General features: G+C 73.7%; 1 protein-coding gene. It reads right to left on the minus strand.

Annotated features, from left to right (window positions below):
- Positions 1–6 precede the first annotated feature (6 nt).
- Positions 7–20,019, minus strand: coding sequence for a type I polyketide synthase (locus tag BMW88_RS43240; protein ID WP_177221100.1), 20,013 nt, complete (start codon positions 20,017–20,019; stop codon positions 7–9).
- Positions 20,020–20,156: the final 137 nt, after the last annotated feature.

Here is a 20,156-nt window from a genome sequence, read left to right on the forward strand (position 1 = left end):
AAGGGGTCAGCGCTCGGTGCGTCGGCCGAGTTCGTTGTCGATGAAGGCGAACACGTCGTCCACGGTCGCCGAGTTGATGCGGTCGCTCACCGCGTCCTCGTCGGGCTGGCTGCCGCCGTACCGGGCGAGCAGGGCGCGCAGGCGGGCGGCGACGCCGTCGCGGGCGAGGTCCTCGGCCGGGGTGGCGGCCAGGGCGGCCTCCAGCCGGTCGAGCTCGCCGGTGACCGACGCCGCGGTGTCGTCGCCGCCGAGCAGCTCGCCCGCGAGGTGGGCCGCGAGCTCCGCCGGGGTCGGGTGGTCGAAGACGAGTCCGGCGGGCAGCTTCAGCCCCGTCGCGGCGGCGAGGCTGTTGCGCAGCTCGACGGCGGTCAGCGAGTCGAAGCCGAGGTCGCGGAACTGCTTGCCGGTGTCGATCGCCGCGGGCGAGGAGTGCCCGAGGACGCCGGCCGCGTGGCCGCGGACGAGGTCGGTGAGGTACTTCGGGCGTTCCTCCTCCGGCAACGCGGCCAACGTCGCCGCGAGGTCCGGAGTGGACTCCGCGCCGGTGCCCGCGGTGCGCTTCCCGCCCCGCACGAGGCCGCGCAGCACCGCGGCGACCGGGCCGGTGGGGCGGCCGGTGCCGATGCGCGCGGGCACGAGCACCGCGTCGTCGCGGGACGTCGCGTCGTCGAACAGGGCCATGCCCTGCCGGACGGTCAGGGGCGGCATGCCGGTGCGGCCGATGCGGTCCATCGCGCCGTCCCGCAGACGTGCCGTCATGCCACCGGTTTGCTCCCACGGCCCCCACGCCAGCGAGGTGGCGACGAGTCCCCGCGCGCGCCGGTGTTCGGCCAGCGCGTCGAGGAAGGCGTTGGCGGCGGCGTAGTTGCCCTGGCCGGCGCTGCCGAGCACGCCCGACACCGACGAGTAGAGCACGAAGGCGTCGAGGTCCTGCTCCTTCGTGGCTTCGTGGAGGTTCCAGGCGCCGTCGACCTTGGGCCGGAAGACGGTGGCGAGCCGCTGCGGCGTGAGCGAGCCGATGGTGCCGTCGTCGAGCACGCCGGCGGTGTGGACGACGGCGGTGAGCTTGACGCCCTCGACGGCCTTCCTGACGGCGTCGAGGTCCGCGACGTCGCAGGCGGCGAACGTGGCGGTGGCGCCGTGCGCGGCCAGTTCGGCCTGCAGCGCCACGGCTTCCGGTGCGTCGCCGCCGCGCCGGGACAGCAGCAGCAGGCGCCGGACGCCGCGCTCGGCGACGAGGTGCCGGGCGAGCTCGGCGCCCAGCCCGCCGGTGCCGCCGGTGATCAGGACGGTGCCGTCCGGGTCCCACGCGGCCGGCTCGGCGGTGCCGGTGACGCGGGCGAGGCGGGCGACGCGCACCTGGCCGTCGCGGACGCGGGCCCAGGTCTCCCCCGCGTCGAGCAGGCCGGTGGGCAGCGGCGCGCTGCCGTCGGTGTCGACGAGCAGGAAGCGTCCCGGGTTCTCCGACTGGGCGGTGCGGACGAGGCCCTCGACGGTCGCGCCCGCCAGGCCGCTCGTCACGAACGCCAGGCGGTCTTCCGACCGTTGCACCAGTTCCAGCGCCCTGGCGGCGAACTCGTACGCCTCTTCGACGGTGTCGCCGGCGAACCGGACCTCGCGGACGTCGGCGGCGGGCCGGGTCTCGGGTGCGGGCACCCAGTCGAGGCGGAACAGCGAGTCCTGGTGCCGCTGGGCGGTGAGCGGTGCGCCGAAGACGACCTCGCGCGCCGACACGACGGGCGCTCCGGTGGTGTCGACCGCGGCGAACCCGCCGTCGCGCAGCCTCACCCGCAGCGTGCCGGCGCCGACCGCGTGCAGGCTGACGCCGTGCCATTCCACGGGCACCCCGGTGTCCTCGACGATCCTGGTCGCGGCGTCGAGCAACGCGGGGTGCACCCCGTAGAACCGGGCGTCCGGCACGTCTTCGGGCAGCGCGACCTCCGCGTACACGGCGTCACCCGACTGCCAGATCTGCTCGCCGATGGCGGTCGCGCCCTTCGGCGGCCACTCGGTGACGGTGAAGCCGGCGTGGTGCTCGCCTTCAGCGAGGGTGCCGGTGGCGATCTTCGTGAACGGCTCGTCGCCGTGTCGCGAGTAGACGGTGAGGGCGCGTTTGCCGCCGTCCGGTGCGCCGACCCAGACCTGGAGGTCGCCGGGCGTGAGCGGGCCGGTGACGACGAGGTGCTCGACCGTGCCGCAACCGACCTGGTCCGCCGCCCGGAAGGCGATCTCGGCGAAGGCCGTCTCCGGGAACGCGGCCGTGAGCCGGTTGGTGAACACGACGGCGTCCTCGCCCGCCACGGTCATCGCGGCGCCGAGCAGCGGGTGGTCGGCGGGCCCGAGGCCGAGACCGGTCGCGTCGGCGGGCCGGGCCAGCGGCGTCGGCCAGTAGCGGTCGTGGTCGAACGCGTAGGTCGGGAGGGTGACGCGTTTCGCGCCGGTGCCCTCGAACGCGGGTGCCCAGTCGACGTCGGTGCCCGCGACGTGCAGCCTGGCGAGGGCGGTGAGCCACGCCGTGGTCTCGTCGCGGTCCTTGCGCAGCGCGGGGACGGCGTCACCGACGAGCGCGGACAGCACACCGTCCGGCCCGATCTCGAGGAAGGCTCCGGTGCCGGCGGCTTCGAGCGTCGTGACGGCGTCGGCGAACCGCACGGTCTCCCGGACGTGCCGCACCCAGTACTCGGGCTCGGTGACCTCGGCTCCGGCCAGGCGGCCGGTGACGGTGGAGACGAGGGGGATGCGGGGCGCGGCGAAGTCCAGCGCCGTGACCACGGCGCGGAAGTCGTCCAGCATCGGCTCCATCAACGGCGAGTGAAACGCATGGCTGACCGGCAAACGCTTAGTCTTGCGCCCCTGCTCCGCGAACCCGTCGGCGAGCCGCTGGACCGCGTGCTCCTCGCCCGCGAGGACCAGCGACCTCGGCCCGTTGACGGCCGCGATCGACACCGAGTCCGTTGTCGTGACTTCTTCTTCGGCCGCCTCGACCGCGATCATGGCTCCTCCGGCGGGAAGTGCCTGCATGAGCGTGGCGCGCGCGTTGACGAGCTTGGCGGCGTCTTCGAGGCTCAGCACGCCCGCGACGTGCGCGGCGGCGATCTCGCCGACGGAGTGGCCGCCGACGTGGTCCGGTTCGACGCCGAAGGCCTCCGCGAGCCGGAACAGCGCCACCTCGACCGCGAACAGAGCGCGCTGCGCGTTCCCGGTCCGGTCGAGCGCCTCCGCGTCGTCGCCCCACATGACCTCGCGGACGCCGACGTGCTCCAGCACCTCGTCGAGCGCCGTGCGGAACGCCGGGAAGCGCTCGTAGAGCTCCTTGCCCATGCCGAGCCGCTGCGAGCCCTGCCCGGAGAACAGAACCGCCAGCCTGGGCCTGCCCGCCTGCCCGCGCGCGATCTCCACACCGTCGAGCAGCACGGCGCGGTGCTCGAACCGCGAGCGGGTGAGCAGCGTGAAGCCGACGTCGAACGGGTCGGCCTCGACCGCCGCGACCCGGTCGATCTGGGCGCGCAGCGAAGCCGGGGACTTCGCCGAGAAAACGAGCGGCGCCCCCTTGGGGGGACGCGAAGTCCCCACTCCGATCGTCTCACCCGGGTCTGACAGTTCCGGAACGGCCGGTGCGGCCTCCAAGATCACGTGGGCGTTCGTGCCGGAGATGCCGAACGACGACACACCGGCGCGCCGCGGGCGTTCGGTGGCGGGCCACGGCGTGTTCTCCTGCAACAGCCGGACGGCGCCCGCCGTCCAGTCGACGTGCGACGACGGCGCCGTGAAGTTGATCGTGCGGGGCAGCAGGCCGTGCCGCAGCGCCATCACCATCTTGATCACGCCGGCGACGCCCGCGGCGGCCTGCGTGTGGCCGATGTTGGACTTGATCGAGCCGAGCAGCAGCGGTTCGGAGCGGTCCTGGCCGTAGGTGGCGAGCAGGGCCTGGGCCTCGATCGGGTCGCCCAGGGTCGTGCCCGTGCCGTGCGCTTCCACGGCGTCGACGTCGGCGAACTTGAGGCCCGCCGAAGCCAGCGCCTGCCGGATCACCCGCTGCTGTGACGGACCGTTGGGGGCAGTCAGGCCGTTGGACGCGCCGTCCTGGTTGACCGCGGAACCACGCACGACCGCGAGCACGTCGTGACCGTTGGCCAGCGCATCGGACAGGCGTTCCACCACGAGCACGCCGATGCCTTCCGACCATGCCGTGCCATCGGCGTTGTCGGAGAAGGGTTTGCACCTGCCGTCACGCGCGAGGCCGTCCTGTAGCGAAAACTCCCTGAACGCACCCGGCGCCGACATGACCTGCACACCGCCGGCGAGCGCCAACGAGCACTCGCCGTTGCGCAGGGCCTGCACCGCCAAGTGCAGCGCCACCAACGCCGACGAGCACGCCGTGTCGATCGTCATGGACGGGCCTTCGAGCCCCAGCGCGTACGACACCCGGCCGGCGATGACGCTCGGCGACGTCCCGGTGCCCGAGTACCCCTCCAGGGCTTGCTCGGACGCGAGCACGAGGTGGGCGTAGTCCTGCCCGGACGCGCCGACGTAGACGCCTGTCCGGGACCCGCGCAGGGTCAGCGGGTCGATGCCGGTGCGCTCCAGCGCCTCCCACGACGTCTCCAGCACGAGCCGCTGGTGCGGGTCCATCGACACGGCCTCGCGCGGCGAGATGCCGAAGAACGCGGGGTCGAAGTCGGCGATGCCGTCGATGAAGCCGCCCTGCCCGGTGACGGACTGGCCGGCGCCGTCGCCGACGAGGTTCTCGTCCCAGCCGCGGTCGGACGGGAAGCCGGTGATCGCGTCGCGGCCGCCGAGGACGAGCTCCCACAGCTCCTCCGGCGTCGAGACGCCGCCGGGGAACCGGCAGGCGATGCCGACGATCGCGACGGCCTCGTCGGAGACCCGCACCGAGTCCTCGACGTCGGTGCGCCCGCCGAAGAGCTCGGCGAGCAGGTGCTCGGCCAGTGCCTGCGGGGTCGGGTAGTCGAACACCAGCGTCGCGGGCAGCGTGAGGCCCGTCGCCGTGCCGAGCCGGTTGCGCAGCTCCACCGAGGTCAGCGAGTCGAAGCCGAGCTGCCGGAACTCGCGGCCGGCGTCGATCGCGTCCGCCGCGGCGTGGCCGAGGACGGCCGCGGCCTCGCCGCGGACCAGGTCCACCAGGGTCCTGACGCGCTCGGCGGGCCGGACGTCCCGCAAGCCTTCGAGCGCGAGGGTGCCCTGAGTGCGCGCCGCCGTCCTGCGCCCGCCCCGCAGGAGGTTGCGCAGCAACGGGGGCACCACCGCGGTGGCGGCGGCAGCGCCCGTGACGATGCGGGCGGGCACGACGAGCGGCTCGTCGGCGCCGATGGCGGCGTCGAAGAGCGCGAGGCCGTGCTCCAGCGAGATCGGCGGCATCGAGGACTTCTCCAGCCGCTCCAGCGCGGCCGCGTCCATCTGCCCGGTCATGCCGACCTCGGAGGTCCACGCGCCCCAGGCCAGTGACACCGCGGGCAGGCCGAGGGAGCGCCGGTGCTGCGCCAGCGCGTCGAGGAAGGCGTTGCCCGCGGCGTAGTTGCCCTGCCCGGCGGTGCCGAGCACGCCGGACACCGACGAGTACAGGACGAAGTGCACGTCCGGCACCAGGGTGTGCAGGTTCCACGCGGCGTCGGCCTTGGGCCGCAACACCTTCTCCAGCCGTTCCGGTGTCATCGACGCGATCACGCCGTCGTCGAGGACACCGGCGGTGTGCACGACCGCGGTCACGTCGTGTCCATCGAGGACTTCGGCGAGCGCGTCGCGGTCCGCCACGTCGCAGGCCGCGATCGTGACGTCCGCGTCCAGCCGCCGCAGCTCCTCGGCTCCCGGCGCGTCGGGGCCGCGCCGGCTGAGCAGCAACAGCTTCCGCACGCCGCGGGCGACGAGGTGCCGGGCCAGTTCGGCGCCCAGGCCGCCCGTGCCGCCGGTGATGACCACGGTGCCGTCCGGGTCCCAGCCCGCCGGCACGGTGAGCACGATCTTGCCGATGTGCTGGGCGCGGCTCATGAACCGGAACGCGTCACGCGCCCTGCGCACGTCCCACGACCTGATCGGCAGCGGCTCCAGGACGTTGCGCCCGAACAGGTCCATGAGCGCGACGAGCATGCGCTGGATGTGGTCGGGGTGCGCCTCGCCGAGGTCGAACGGCCGGTAGAAGACGCCGGGGACGTTCTCGCGCAGGTCGGTCTTGCCCATCTCCAGGAACCGGCCGCCCTCGCCGAGCAGTCCCAGCGAGGCGTCGATGAACTCGCCGGTCAACGCGTTGAGCACCACGTCGACGCGCGGGAACCTCCGCGCGAACGACGTGTCGCGGGAGTTGCCGATGTGGTCGTCGTCGAGCCCGAGGCCGCGCAGCACGTCCCACTTGCCCTCGCTGGCGGTGGCGAACACTTCCGCGCCGAGGTGTTTCGCGAGCTGGATGGCGGCCATGCCGACGCCACCGGCGCCGGCGTGGACGAGGACCTTCTCCCCCGGCCGCACGGCGCCCAGCTCCACCAGCGCGTAGTAGGCGGTCAGGAACACCAGCGGCACCGACGCGCCCTGCTCGAACGTCCAGCCGGCCGGAAGCCTGGTGAGGTAGGGCTCCTCGATGACGCCGACCGGTCCCATGCCGCCGAACAGCATGCCGAACACGGCGTCGCCGACCTGGAGGTGCTCGACGTCGGGCCCGACCTCGGTGACGACGCCGGCGGCCTCGGCGCCGAACGAGCCGGCCTCGCCCGGGTACATGCCGAGCGCGTTCAGCACGTCGCGGAAGTTGAGGCCCGCCGCGCGAACGGCGACCCGGACCTGCTTGCCCCGCAGCGGCTCCGGTGTCCACGGCGCGAGGACGAGGTTGTCCAGGCTGCCCTTCGCGGTCGTGTCGAGGCGCCACGGCGTCGCGGGCGGCGGCACCAGCGCGGGCCCGGTCTGCAGGCGCGCCAGCCGTCCGGCGTGGACGGTGCCGTGGCGCACGACGAGCTGGGACTCCTCGGTGAGCAGCATGCCCGGGGTCAGCTCGCTGTGCTCGTCCAGGTCGACGAGCAGGAACCGGCCGGGGTTCTCGGCCTGCGCGGAGCGCACGAGGCCCCACGCGGCGGCCGCGGCGAGGTCGGTGACCGGTTCGTCGCCGATGGCCGCCGCGCCGCGGGTCACGAACACGACGCGCTCTTCGGCGTTCTGGAGGATCTCCAGCACCTGCCGGGTCGTCTCGTGCACGGTGGTGGCGTCGCCGCTGATCTCCACGACCCGCGCGTCGATCCCGGTGGCCTCGCCGACCGGCACGGGCACCCAGTCGACGCGGAACAGCGAGTCGTGCACGGGGTTGCCGGCCGGGCCGGCCGACGGCGTCCTGACCACGAGCGACTTCACCGACAGCACCGGCGCGCCCTCGACGTCGGCCGCGGTGACCTCGACGGCGTCGCCACCGGCGGGCTTGAGCCGGACGCGCAGCCGCGACGGCCCGATGGCGTGCAGGGACACGCCGTTCCACTCGAACGGCAGGCCCTGTCCGGCGCCGTCGACGAACGTGATCGCGTGCAGTGCCGCGTCGAGCAGCGCCGGGTGCACGCCGAACGTGGCGGCGTCGTCGGCGCTCTCCGGCAGCGCGACCTCGACGAGCACCTCGTCGCCGTGGCGCCACGCCTGCCGCAGCCCGCGGAAGACCGGCCCGTACGCGAGCCCGCCTTCGGCGAGGGTGTCGTAGAACCCTTCCAGGTCCAGGGGTGTCGCGGTGGCGGGCGGCCATTCGCCCGTGTCGAGCTGGGTTTGGTGCGGTCCCGCGGCGAGGGTGCCGCCGGCGTGCTGGACCCACTCGCCGGAGTGCTGCCGGGAGTGGATGCCGACGGGCCGGCGCCCGTGGTCGTCCGGTGGCCCGACGCGGACCTGGACGGCGACGGCGTCGCGGTCCGGCAGCACGAGCGGGACGACGATGGTGAGCCCGTCGACGCGGTCGCAGCCGACCAGGTCGCCCGCGCGGATCGCGAAGTCGAGGAACCCGGTGCCGGGGAACAGCACGGCGCCGCCGACGACGTGGTCGGCGAGCCACGGGTGCGTCGCGAGGCTGATCCGTCCGCTCAGGACGAACTCGTCGGCGCCGGCGACCGAGATGGCCGCGCTCAGCAGCGGGTGGCCGCCGGAGGTGAGCCCGTGCGCGGCGGGGTCGCCCGCGCGGCCACCGACCGCGGCCTTGGGCCAGAACCGCTCGTGGTCGAACGGGTAGGTCGGCAGGCTGATCAGCCGGCCGCCGGTCAGCCACGGCGTCCAGTCGACGGTGATGCCGTCGACGTGCAGGCGGCCGAGCGCGGTGGCCAGCGCCGCCGTCTCGGTCCGGTCCTTGCGCAGCGCCGGGACGGCGCCGTCGACCAGGGCGCTGAGCACGCCGTCCGGTCCGGCTTCGAGGAACCTGGTGGCCGGGATCCGCGCGACGTTGTCGGCGAACCGGACGGCGTCGCGCACGTGGCCGACCCAGTACTCGGGGTCGGTGACGTCACCGGTGGTGCTGATCGGGATCCGCGGCTGCCGGAACGCGATGTCGCCGATCGCCTCGCGGAAGCCGGCGAGCATCGGCTCCATCAGCGGAGAGTGGAACGCGTGGCTGACCTTGAGCCGCTTGGTCTTCTCGAACCGCCCGGCGACCGCGAGCACGTCGTTCTCGTCGCCCGCGATGACGACGCTCGTCGGCCCGTTGACGGCCGCGATCGACACGGTGCCGGTGAGGTGCCGGGTAACTTCCTCCTCGCTCGCCTGCACGGCCACCATCGCGCCGTTGCGCGGCAACGCCTGCATGAGGCTCGCGCGCGCCCGCACCAGCTTCGCCGCGTCCTGCAGGCTGAGCACTCCCGCGACGTGGGCCGCCGCGATCTCACCGATCGAGTGACCGGCGAGGTGGGCGGGCTTGATGCCGAACGCCTGGAGCAGCCGGTAGAGCGCCGTCTGGAACGCGAACAGCGCCGGTTGCGCGTTGCCGGTCTGGTTGAGCGCTTCCTCGTCGTCGCCCCAGACGACGCTCTTGAGGCCGGGGTCGAGATGCGCGAGCACGTCGTCGAACGCGTCCGCGAACTGCGGGAACCTCGCGTACAGCTCCTTGCCCATGCCGAGCCGCTGCGAGCCCTGTCCGGAGAACAGCACCGCGAGCACGTGCTCGCCCGCCACCCCGGCGGCGACCTCGGCGCCGTCGACGAGCACGGCCCGGTGCTCGAACAACGCCCGCGACCTCACCAGCGAGTAGGCGATGTCGACCGGCGCCGCCTCCAGCGCGCCGATCCGCTCGACCTGCCTGCGCAGCGCCGCCGCCGACTTCGCCGACACCACGATCGGAATCGATTCCGCCTGGGCCCCCCGGGGGGAGTCCGAGGTCCCCACTCCAAGCGTCCCACGGGAGGCCGACGAATCCTGGTCCGCGAGATCGACGACGAGGGAGTTGTCCACAGGCGCCGAGTTGTCCACAGAAATCGCGCAAGGGCTTGCGGCTTCGAGGATCACGTGGGCGTTCGTGCCGGAGATGCCGAACGACGACACACCCGCGCGCCACGGCCGGTCCACCGGGGGCCAGGCGGTGTTCTCGGTGAGCAGCGAGACCGCACCTGCGGACCAGTCGACGTGCGAGGACGGCTGGGTGACGTGCAGGGTGCGGGGCAGCAGGCCGTGCTGGAACGCCAGCACCATCTTGATCACGCCCGCCACACCGGCGGCGGCCTGCGTGTGGCCCAGGTTCGACTTCACCGAGCCCAACCGGAGCGGGTGGGCGCGGTCCTGCCCGTACACGGTCAGCAACGCCTGCGCCTCGATCGGGTCGCCCAGGACGGTGCCGGTGCCGTGCGCCTCGACCGCGTCCACATCGGACGGTGACAGGCCACCGGACGCAAGCGCTTGCCGGATCACCCGTTGCTGCGCGGGGCCGTTCGGCGCGGTGAGGCCGTTGGAGGCGCCGTCGGAGTTGAACGCCGAGCCGCGCACCACGGCCAGCACCGGGTGTCCGGCGGCGACGGCGTCGGAGAGCCGTTCGACGACGAGGACGCCGACGCCCTCGGACCAGCCGGTGCCGTCGGCGGAGTCCGAGAACGCCTTGCACAGGCCGTCCGGTGCGAGGCCGCCCTGCCGGGAGAAGCCGGAGAACGACGTCGGCGTCGCCATCACCGTGACGCCACCGGCCAGTGCCAGCGAGCACTCGCCGGCGCGCAGGGACTGGGCGGCGAGGTGCAGCGCCACCAGGGCCGACGAGCACGCCGTGTCGACGGTGACCGCCGGGCCCTCCAGCCCCAGCACGTACGAGATGCGGCCGGAGATCACCGAAGCGGCGAGCCCGGTTCCGGCGTGGCCTTCCAGGTCTTCGTTGGAGGCCATCACGACGTGCTGGTAGTCCTGCCCGTTGGTGCCGATGAACACGCCGGTGCGGGAACCGCGCAACGACGAGGGGTCCACGCCGGCGCGTTCGACGGCCTCCCACGACGTCTCCAGCAGCAGGCGCTGCTGGGGGTCCATGGCCAGCGCTTCGCGCGGGGAGATGCCGAAGAACGCCGGGTCGAAGTCCGCGACCCCGGTCAGGAACCCGCCGCGCGTCGTGGAGGTCCGCAGTGACGCGAGGTCCCAGCCGCGGTCCGCGGGGAAGTCCGACATCGCGTCCTCGCCCGCGACCAGCAGCCGCCACAGGTCCTCGGGCGAGTCGACGCCGTTCGGGAAGTGGCACGCCATGCCGACGATCGCGATGTCGTCGGTGGTCCGCACGACCGCTGCGTCCTCGGTCTCGGCGGCCTCGCCGAGCAGGGACGCGAGCAGGTGCTCGGCCAGCGCCCGCGGTGACGGGTAGTCGAACACGAGGCCGGCGGGCAGTGCCAAGCCGGTGATCTCGGTGAGCTGGTTGCGCAGTTCCACCGCGGTCAGCGAGTCGAAGCCGATGTCGCGGAACGCCTTGTCGCTCGCCACCGCCTCCTTGCCGGAGTGGCCGAGCACCCCGGCGGCCCGCGTGCGGACCAGCTCCAGGACGGGCTCGACGCGTTCGGCGGCGGGCAGTTCGCGCAGGCTGCGGCGCAGTTCGGCGGCGGCCGACTCGCTGTCGCGGCGTGCGGCGGCGAGGTCGTCCAGCACCTCGCGGGCGCCGGGCAGCTCGGCGAGCACGGGCGAGGGCCGCAGGCTCAGCAACGCGCCGAGCAGCTGCGGGTGGTGGAGGTCCGCGATCAGGGCGGTGGGCGCGGTCTCCGCGACGACGCCCCGCATCGCCGCGACCGCGAGCCGCGGATCCAAAGTGGACGCGCCGACGGACTTGATCGTCCGGGTGACGCGCTCCTGGCCGGCCATGCCGTCGCCGGCCCACGCGCCCCACGCGATCGACGTCGCCGGGAGGCCGTGGGCGTGGCGCCGGGCCGCGATGGCGTCGAGCACGGCGTTGGCGGCGGCGTAGTTGGCCTGGCCGGGGTTGCCGATCGCGCCCGCGACCGAGGAGAACAGCACGAACGCGTCCAGGTGCCGGTCCCGGGTCAGCTCGTCGAGCAGGAACGCGGATGTGACCTTCGCCCGGAAGACGTCCGCGAACCGCTCCGGCGTGAGCCCGTCGAGCACGCCGTCGTCGAGCACGCCGGCCGCGTGCACCACGGCTGTGACGTCCGGGGTGAGCGCCGCGGCCAGCTCGGCGCGGTCGGCGGCGTCGCACTTCACCACCTCGACGCCCGGTTCCGCCGCGATCTCCGCGGCACCCGGCGCGTCCGGGCCGCGCCGGCTCAGCAGCACGACCTTCTCGGCGCCGCGGGCGACGAGGTCGCGCGCCACGTGCCTGCCGAGCGCCCCGGTGCCGCCGGTGATCACGACGGTGCCGGTGGGCTGCCACTCCTGGGAGGTCGCAGGCGCGACGCGGATGCGCCGCCCGAACACCCCCGCCGCCCGGATGGCGGCTTGGTCCTCGTCGCTCGCGAGGACGGCCGCACACCGTTGCGCGGCCCGTTCGTCCAGTTCGGCGGGCAGGTCGACGAGACCGCCCCACCGGTTCGGGTGCTCCAGCGCGGCCACCCGGCCGAGTCCCCACACGCCGGCCTGCCAGGGTGCGCTGACGGCGTCCGCGCGTCCGGTCGACACCGCGCCGCGGGTCAGCACCCACAGCGGGGCCAGGACACCGGCGTCGCCGAGCGCCTGGATCACCGCGGTCGTCGCGGTGATCGGCGCGAGCTCACCGCCGTCCAGGGCCAGCAGGGAGACCACGCCGTCGAACGGCACCTGGGCGTGTTCCGCGAGTTTCTGCGCGAGGTGCTCGCGGCCGGTCTGCTCGGGGATCACCTCCGTGACGTCGCCGAGCGCGCGGACGAGCACCGGGTCGGCCGCCCCGATGACGAGCCACCGGCCCGGTTTCGCGGTGAGGCCCGCGACGGGCTGCCAGCTCTCCGCGTGCAGCCACGACTCCACAGTGGACTGCGCCTTGCGCTTGCCGCGCCACGCCGACAATGCCGGCAGGACGGCCGCGAGCGTCTCGCCGTCGAGGTCGAGCGTGGCGGCGAGCGACGCGACGTCCTGCTGTTCGACCGCCGTCCAGAACGCCGCGTCGGCCGGGTCCGCCGCGACCGCGCCGGTCGCCACCTCCGGCCAGAACCTCTCGTGCTGGAACGGGTACGTCGGCAGGTCGATGCCGCGGCCACCCCGGTAGAAGCTCGACCAGTCGACGTCGACGCCGCCGACGTGCAGCCGGGCGAGCGCCGCCAGGAACGCCTTGCCCTCGCCGCGGTCCTTGCGCAGCAGCGGGACGGCGCCGTCGACGAGTGCCGCGAGCACGCCGTCCGGCCCGATCTCCAGGAACGCGTTCGCGCCCTGTTCGCGGAGCTTGCCGGCGTTGTCGGCGAAGCGGACCGTGTCGCGGACGTGGCGGACCCAGTGCTCGGGGTCGGTGACGTCGCCGGTGGTCACGACCGGGATGGCCGGGGCGGTGAACGTGATGCCCTCGATCGCCCGCCGGAAGTCGTCGAGCATCGGCTCCATCAACGGCGAGTGGAACGCGTGGCTGACGGCGAGCTGCTTGGTCCTGCGGCCGTCGAAGCGGCTGGCGACCGCGCGTACTTCGTCTGCCGAGCCCGCGATGACCAGCGAGTCGGCCGCGTTGATCGCCGCGATGGACACGCCGGGGGTCAGGTGCGGAGCTACCTCGGCCTCGGTGGCCTGCAGGGCGATCATCACCCCGCCGACGGGCAGCGCCTGCATGAGCTCCGCGCGCGCCTTGACGAGCTTCGCCGCGTCTTCGAGGCTGAACGCCCCGGCGACGTGAGCGGCCGCGATCTCCCCGATCGAGTGCCCGGTGACCAGCCGCGGCACGATCCCGAACGACTCCACCAGGCGGTAGAGCGCGACCTCGACGGCGAACAGGGCGGGCTGGGTGTGTTCCGTCCGGTTCAGCGCCTCGGCGTCGTCGCCCCACATGACCTCGCGGACCCCGGGAAGGTGCGTGAGGACCTCGTCCAGGGCGTGCGCGAACACCGGGAACGCCTCGTACAGCTCCCGGCCCATGCCGAGCCGCTGCGACCCCTGTCCCGAGAACAGCAGGGCGAGCGTCTTCCCCGACGCCTCACCGCGGGCCAGCACCTCGCCGTCGACCAGGACAGCTCGGTGCTCGAACAACACGCGCCGATGCAGCAGCGAGTACCCGATGTCGAGCGCGTCCGCCTCCACCGCGCGGATCCGCTCGACCTGCGCGTCCAGCGCCGCCGCCGACTTCGCGGACACCACGAGCGGAATCGATTCCGCCTGGGCCCCCCGGGGGGAGTCCGAGGTCCCCACTCCAAGCGTCCCACGGGAGACCGACGAATCCTCGTCCACAAGATCGGTATCGGCCGAGTTGTCCACAGGGGACGAGTTGACCACAGGAACCGCGGAAGGGCTTGCGGCTTCGAGGATCACGTGGGCGTTGGTGCCGGAGAGGCCGAACGACGAGACGCCGGCGCGGGCGGGGCGGTCGACGGCGGGCCACGGGGTGGCGGAGGTGAGCAGTTCGACGGAGCCCGCGGACCAGTCGACGTGCGTGGACGGCGAGGTGACGTGCAGGGTGCGGGGCAGCAGGCCGTGCTGGAACGCCAGCACCATCTTGATCACGCCCGCCACACCGGCCGCGGCCTGCGTGTGACCCAGGTTCGACTTGATCGCGCCCAGGTACAGCGGGGCGCCGGCGCGGTCGCGGCCGTAGGTGGCGAGCAGCGCCTGGGCTTCGATGGGGTCGCCCAGCCTGGTGCCGGTGCCGTGCGCCTCGACGGCGTCGACGTCCGCGGCGGACAGGCCGGCGTTGGCGAGGGCCTGGCGGATGACGCGTTGCTGGGCGGGGCCGTTCGGGGCGGTGAGGCCGTTGGAGGCGCCGTCGGAGTTCACGGCCGAGCCGCGGACGACGGCCAGGACGGTGTGGCCGTGGCGGAGGGCGTCCGACTGGCGTTCCACGACCAGCACGCCGACGCCCTCGGCCCAGCCGGTGCCGTCGGCGTCGTCGGAGAAGGCGCGGCAGCGGGCGTCCGCGGCGAGACCGCCCTGGGCGTTGAAGCCGGCGAAGTTCATCGGCGTCGACATGACGGTGACGCCGCCGACGAGGGCGAGCGCCGACTCGCCCGACCGCAGTGACTGGGCGGCGAGGTGCAGGGCCACCAGGGAGGAGGAACAGGCGGTGTCGATGGTGAGCGCCGGGCCCTCGAACCCGAACGTGTAAGACAGGCGGCCGGAGATCACCGCGGCGGCGAGGCCGGTCGAGGCGTGGCCCTCGATGTCGCCGCGCGCCCGCAGCACGAGGTTGGTGTAGTCCTGGCCGTTCGTGCCGACGAACACGCCAGTCTTGGAGCCGCGCAACGTGGCGGCGTTGATGCCCGCGCGTTCGACGGCCTCCCACGCGACCTCGAGCAGCTGGCGTTGCTGCGGGTCCATGGCCAGTGCTTCGCGGGGTGAGATGCCGAAGAACGCCGGGTCGAACTCCGTCGCGCCGTAGAGGAAGCCGCCTTCGGCGGTGCCGCCGGCGGCCAGCGCGTCCTGCTCCCAGCCGCGGTCGGACGGGAAGCCGCCGATCGCGTCGGTGCCGTCGGCGAGCAGCCGCCACAGGTCCTCGGGTGTCGAGACGCCGCCGGGGAACCGGCAGGCCATGCCGACGATCACGATCGGGTCGTCGGCGCCGGGCGCATCCGGGCCGCCCTGCGCGACGACGTCGAGGTCGGCGCCCTCACCGGTGAGCTCGGCGAGCAGGTGCTCGGCCAGGACGAGCGGGGTCGGGTAGTCGAAGATCAGGGTGGCGGGCAGGGTCAGGCCGGTCGCCGCGGCCAGGGCGTTGCGCAGCTCGATCGCGGTCAGCGAGTCGAAGCCGAGCGCGCGGAACTCCTTGTCCGGGGCCACGGTGTCGGCGTTCGGGTAGCCGATGACCTTCGCGGCCTCGGCGCGCACCACGCCGGCGATCGTGCGCACGCGTTCGCCGGTGGGTTGCGCGACCAGTTTCGCGAGCAGGCCGCCGGCGACGACCTCACGCGCGGCGGTTCGCCGTCCCGTGCGGACGAGACCGCGCAGGATCGCGGGCACGTGGCCCCGCGCCACACCGCCGGGGGCGAGCGGCACCAGCACCGGCTCGCCGGAGCCGACGGCCGCGTCGAAGAGCGCGAGGCCCTGCTCGACCGTCAGCAGCGGCATCCGGCGCAGGTCGGCTGAGTCCAAAGTGGACGTCATGCCGGTGTCCCAGGCGCCCCAGGCCAGTGAGAGCGCGGGCAGGCCGAGGCCGTGGCGGTGGGTGGCGAGGGCGTCGAGGACCGCGTTGGCGGCGGCGTAGTTGCCCTGGCCGGCCGCGCCCATGACGCCGGACACCGACGAGTACAGGACGAGCAGCGCGTCTCCGGCGAGCTCGTGGAGGTGCCACGCGGCGTCGACCTTGGGGCGCATGACCTTCGACAACCGCTCGGGTGTCAGCGACCCGAGCACGCCGTCGTCGAGCACACCGGCGGCGTGGACGACGGCGGTGAGCCGCACTCCGCCGAGCAGGTCGGCGACGGCGGCGCGGTCGGTGACGTCGCAGGCCTTCACCTCGACGTCGGTGCCCAGCGCGGTCAGCTCGTCGCGCAAGTCGGCGGCGCCGGGCGCGTCCGGGCCGCGGCGGCTGACGAGCAGCAGCCGGCGCTGGCCGCGCCTCGCGAGGTGGCGGGCGAGGACGGCGCCGAGGCCTCCCGTGCCGCCGGTGATCAGCACGGTGCCGTCGAGGTCCCAGTCGCCGGTGGTGGTGGCGGCGCGCGCGAGCCTGCCCGCTCTCACCTCGCCGGCGCGCACGACGACCTGGGTCTCCCCCGCGTCGATCAGCGCGCCGAGGCCGGGCAGCAGCGCCTCCGACTCGGGCGCGTCGTCGAGGTCGGCGAGCAGGAACCGGCCGGGGTCCTCGTTCTGCGCGGACCGCACCAGCCCCCACACCGCGGCGGCCGCGACGTCGTCACCCGTGACGGCGCCGCGGGTGACGAAGATCAGCTTTCCGGTGGCTTCCTGGAGTGTGCGCAATGCTTCGGCGGCCAGCGCGTGCGCGGACTCCGGCGACTGGTCACCGCGGATGTGGACCACCGTCGCGTCACCGGGCCCAGGGGTGACGGGCCCAGGGGTGACGGGCACCCAGTCGAGGCGGAACAGCGAGTCGGTGCCCGGTGCCGCGGCCTGCTCGCCGAGCGGCTCGAACCGGACCCGTTCCGCGGACACCACCGGGTCGCCGGCCACGTCGACGGCGTTGAGCGCGATCTCACCGTCCACTGCGGACAGTGTGACGCGAACGACCTCGGCGGCGCTCGCGTGCAGGGAGACGCCGCGCCAGCGGGCCGGGACGCCGTCGAGGCCTAGGAACGCCGCGGCGTGCGTCGCGGCGTCGAGCAGGGCGGGGTGGACGCCGAAGCCCTTCGCGTCCACGGGCAGCGCGACCTCGGCGAACACCTCGTGGCCGCGCCGCCAGGCCGCCCGCAGCCCCTGGAACGCTTCCCCGTAGGGGGTTTCGTCGTAGAAGCCGTCGAGGTCGACGACGGTCGCGCCCCTCGGCGGCCACTCGGTGTCCCTGGCGGGCGCGGGAACGCCGTCGCCGAACACGCCGTGGGCGTGCTCGACCCAGTCGCGGTCGCCCCGGCGTGAGTGGAAGCGGAACACGCCATCACGTCCCACCTGGAACTGCACCTGCACGGCGCCGCTGTCCGGCAGCACCAGCGGTGTGGTCTGCGTGAGCTCCTCGACGCGGTCGTGGCCCGTGAGGTCGGCGGCGCGGAACGCCAGCTCCAGCACGCCCGCCGTCGGGAACACGACGTGGTCGGCGAGCCACGACGTCCTGCTCAGCGTTCCGGTGAGGATCAGCTCGCCGGAGCCCGCGACGGTCATCGCGGCCCCGAGCAGCGGGTGGTCGGCGGGCGCCAGGCCGAGGCCGGTGGCGTCGCCGGCGCTGACCGACACCGACGGCCAGTAGCGGTCGCGCTGGAACGCGTAGGTGGGGACGTCGACGCGTTCGCCGCCGGCGTAGAACGGTGTCCAGTCGACCGCGACACCCGCGACGTGCAGGCGGGCGAGGGCCGTGATGAACGCGGTGCGCTCGTCGCGGTCCCGGCGCTGCGCGGGAATCGCGCCGGTCAGCGCGGACAGCACGCCGTCGGGGCCGACCTCCAGCAACGTCCGGTCGCCCAGGGCGGTGACGGCGTCGTGGAACCGGACGGTGTCGCGGACGTGGCGCACCCAGTACTCGGGGTTCGCGACGTCGCCGGTCATGGGGATCGTCGGGCTGCGGAAGGTGATGCCGCCGATGGCTTCGCGGAACTCGGCGAGCACCGGGTCCATCAGCGGCGAGTGGAACGCGTGGCTGACGGCGAGCTGTGTGGTCTTGCGGCCCTCGAAGCGTTTGATGACCGCCCGGACCTCGGCCTCGGCGCCCGCGACGACCAGCGAGTCCGGGCTGTTGACCGCCGCGATGGAGACACCGGCGGTGAGGCGCGGAACCACCTCGTCCTCGGTGGCCTGCAACGCGATCATCACGCCACCCGGCGGCAGCTCCTCCATGAGGCGGGCGCGCGCGGTGACGAGCTTCGCGGCGTCTTCGAGGCTGAACACACCGGCGACGTGGGCGGCGGCGATCTCGCCGATGGAGTGGCCCGCCACGCGCGCGGCGGTGACGCCGAAGGACTCCAGCAGCCGGTAGAGGGCGACCTCGAAGGCGAACAGGGCGGGCTGGGTGGCGCCCGTCCGGTTCAGCGCTTCCTCGTCACCCCACATGATGTCGCGGAGACCGGCCGGGAGGTGGCTGAGCGCCTCGTCGAACGCCTCGCGGAAGACCGGGAACGCCTCGTGGAGCCCTTTGCCCATGCCGACGCGCTGCGCGCCCTGGCCGGAGAACAGCAACGCCGCCTCGGTGCGCCGCGCCAGCCCACTGGCGATCTCCACGCCGTCCAGCAACACGGCTCGGTGCTCGAACAACGCGCGCGTAGTCGCCAACGAGAACCCGATGTCCACCGGATCACCGTCGAGCGCGCACACCCGTTCGACCTGCGCCGCGAGAGAGGCTTCCGACTTCGCCGACACCAGCCACGGAATCGATTCCGCCTGGGCCCCCCGGGGGGAGTCCGAGGTCCCCACTCCAAGCGTCCCACGGGAGGCCGACGATTCCGGCTCGGCGAGATCGACATCGGCGGAGTTGTCCACAGGCGCCGAGTTGTCCACGGAAACCGGGGTGGGGGTTGCGCCTTCGAGGATGACGTGGGCGTTGGTGCCGGAGACGCCGAAGGACGAGACCGCGGCGCGCGGCGCGCGGCCGGAGGCGGGCCACGACACGGCCGAGGTGGCCAGTTGCACGGAGCCTGCGCTCCAGTCGACGTGGGTCGACGGGCGGGAGACGTGCAGGGTGGCGGGCACGACGCCGTGCCGCATCGCCTGGACCATCTTGATGACGCCGGCGACGCCGGCGGCGGCCTGGGTGTGGCCGATGTTCGACTTGACCGACCCCAGCAGCAGCGGTGCGGGGCGGTCCTGGCCGTAGGCGGCCAGGAGGCTGCGGGCCTCGATCGGGTCGCCGAGCGGGGTGCCGGTGCCGTGGGCCTCGACGACGTCCACATCGGATGGTGCCAGGCCGGCGCGGTCGAGGGCGGCGCGGATGACGCGTTGCTGGGCGCGGCCGTTGGGGGCGGTGAAGCCGTTGGAGGCACCGTCGGAGTTGACGGCCGACCCGCGCACCACGGCCAGCACGGGATAGCCCAAGGCCAGGGCGTCGGACAGGCGGGCCAGTGCGAGGACGCCGACGCCCTCGGACCAGCCGGTGCCGTCGGCGTCGTCGGAGAAGGCCTTGCAGCGGCCGTCCCGCGCCAGACCGCCCTGGCGGGAGAACTCGACCAGGGAACCGGGGGTGCACATGACGTTCACGCCGCCGGCCAGCGCCAGCGAGCACTCCCCCGCCCGCAACGAGTGCACGGCGAGGTGCAGTGCGACCAAGGAGGACGAGCAGGCGGTGTCGACGGTCAGCGTGGGACCTTCCAGTCCCAGCGCGTAGGAGATGCGGCCGGACTCGGCGGAGGCGGCGATGCCCGTGCCGACGTCACCGGTCGCGTCGTCGAGGCCGCGGATGAGCAGGTGTTCGTAGTCCTGGCCGTTGGTGCCGATGAACACGCCGGTGCGGGAACCGCGCAGCGACGCCGGGTCGATCCCGCTGCGCTCCAACGCTTCCCACGACACCTCGAGCAGCAACCGTTGCTGCGGGTCCATCGTGACGGCCTCGCGGGGCGAGATGCCGAAGAACGCCGGGTCGAAGTCGGCGATGCCGTCCAGGAAACCGCCCTGCACGGACACGCTGTGGCCGCGTTCGTCGGCTCCGCCGCCCAGCAGGGCGTCGACGTCCCAGCCGCGGTCGGCGGGGAACCCGGTGATCGCGTCGCGGCCGGACGACACGAGCTCCCACAGGTCTTCCGGCGAGCTGACGCCGCCGGGGTACCGGCAGGCCATGCCGATGATCGCGATCGGTTCGGTGGCGGCCGCGACGAGCTGCCGGTTCTGCTTGCGCAGCCGCTCGGCCTCCTTCATCGCGGCGCGGAGAGCCTCGACAACCTTCTCGCTGGAGGTACTCATTCATCAGCTCCGTCAAGCCGGCCGGACACGGTCATCCCGCCGGCAATTGCAGCAGCCGCGGCGGTAGCGATTTCCTCAGAGAAGCGCGCGACCGGCCGCACCCGGTGAGGGTGGGGCCGGTCGCGGGGAACGAGGGG

The sequence above is a fragment of the Lentzea xinjiangensis genome (assembly GCF_900110955.1).
GTDB classification, from domain to species: Bacteria; Actinomycetota; Actinomycetes; order Mycobacteriales; family Pseudonocardiaceae; genus Lentzea; species Lentzea xinjiangensis.

What these genes read in the sequence shown, in the direction of transcription:
- BMW88_RS43240 (WP_177221100.1), bottom strand. Translation starts at nt 20,019, where the DNA reads ATGAGTACCTCCAGCGAGAAGGTTGTCGAGGCTCTCCGCGCCGCGATG.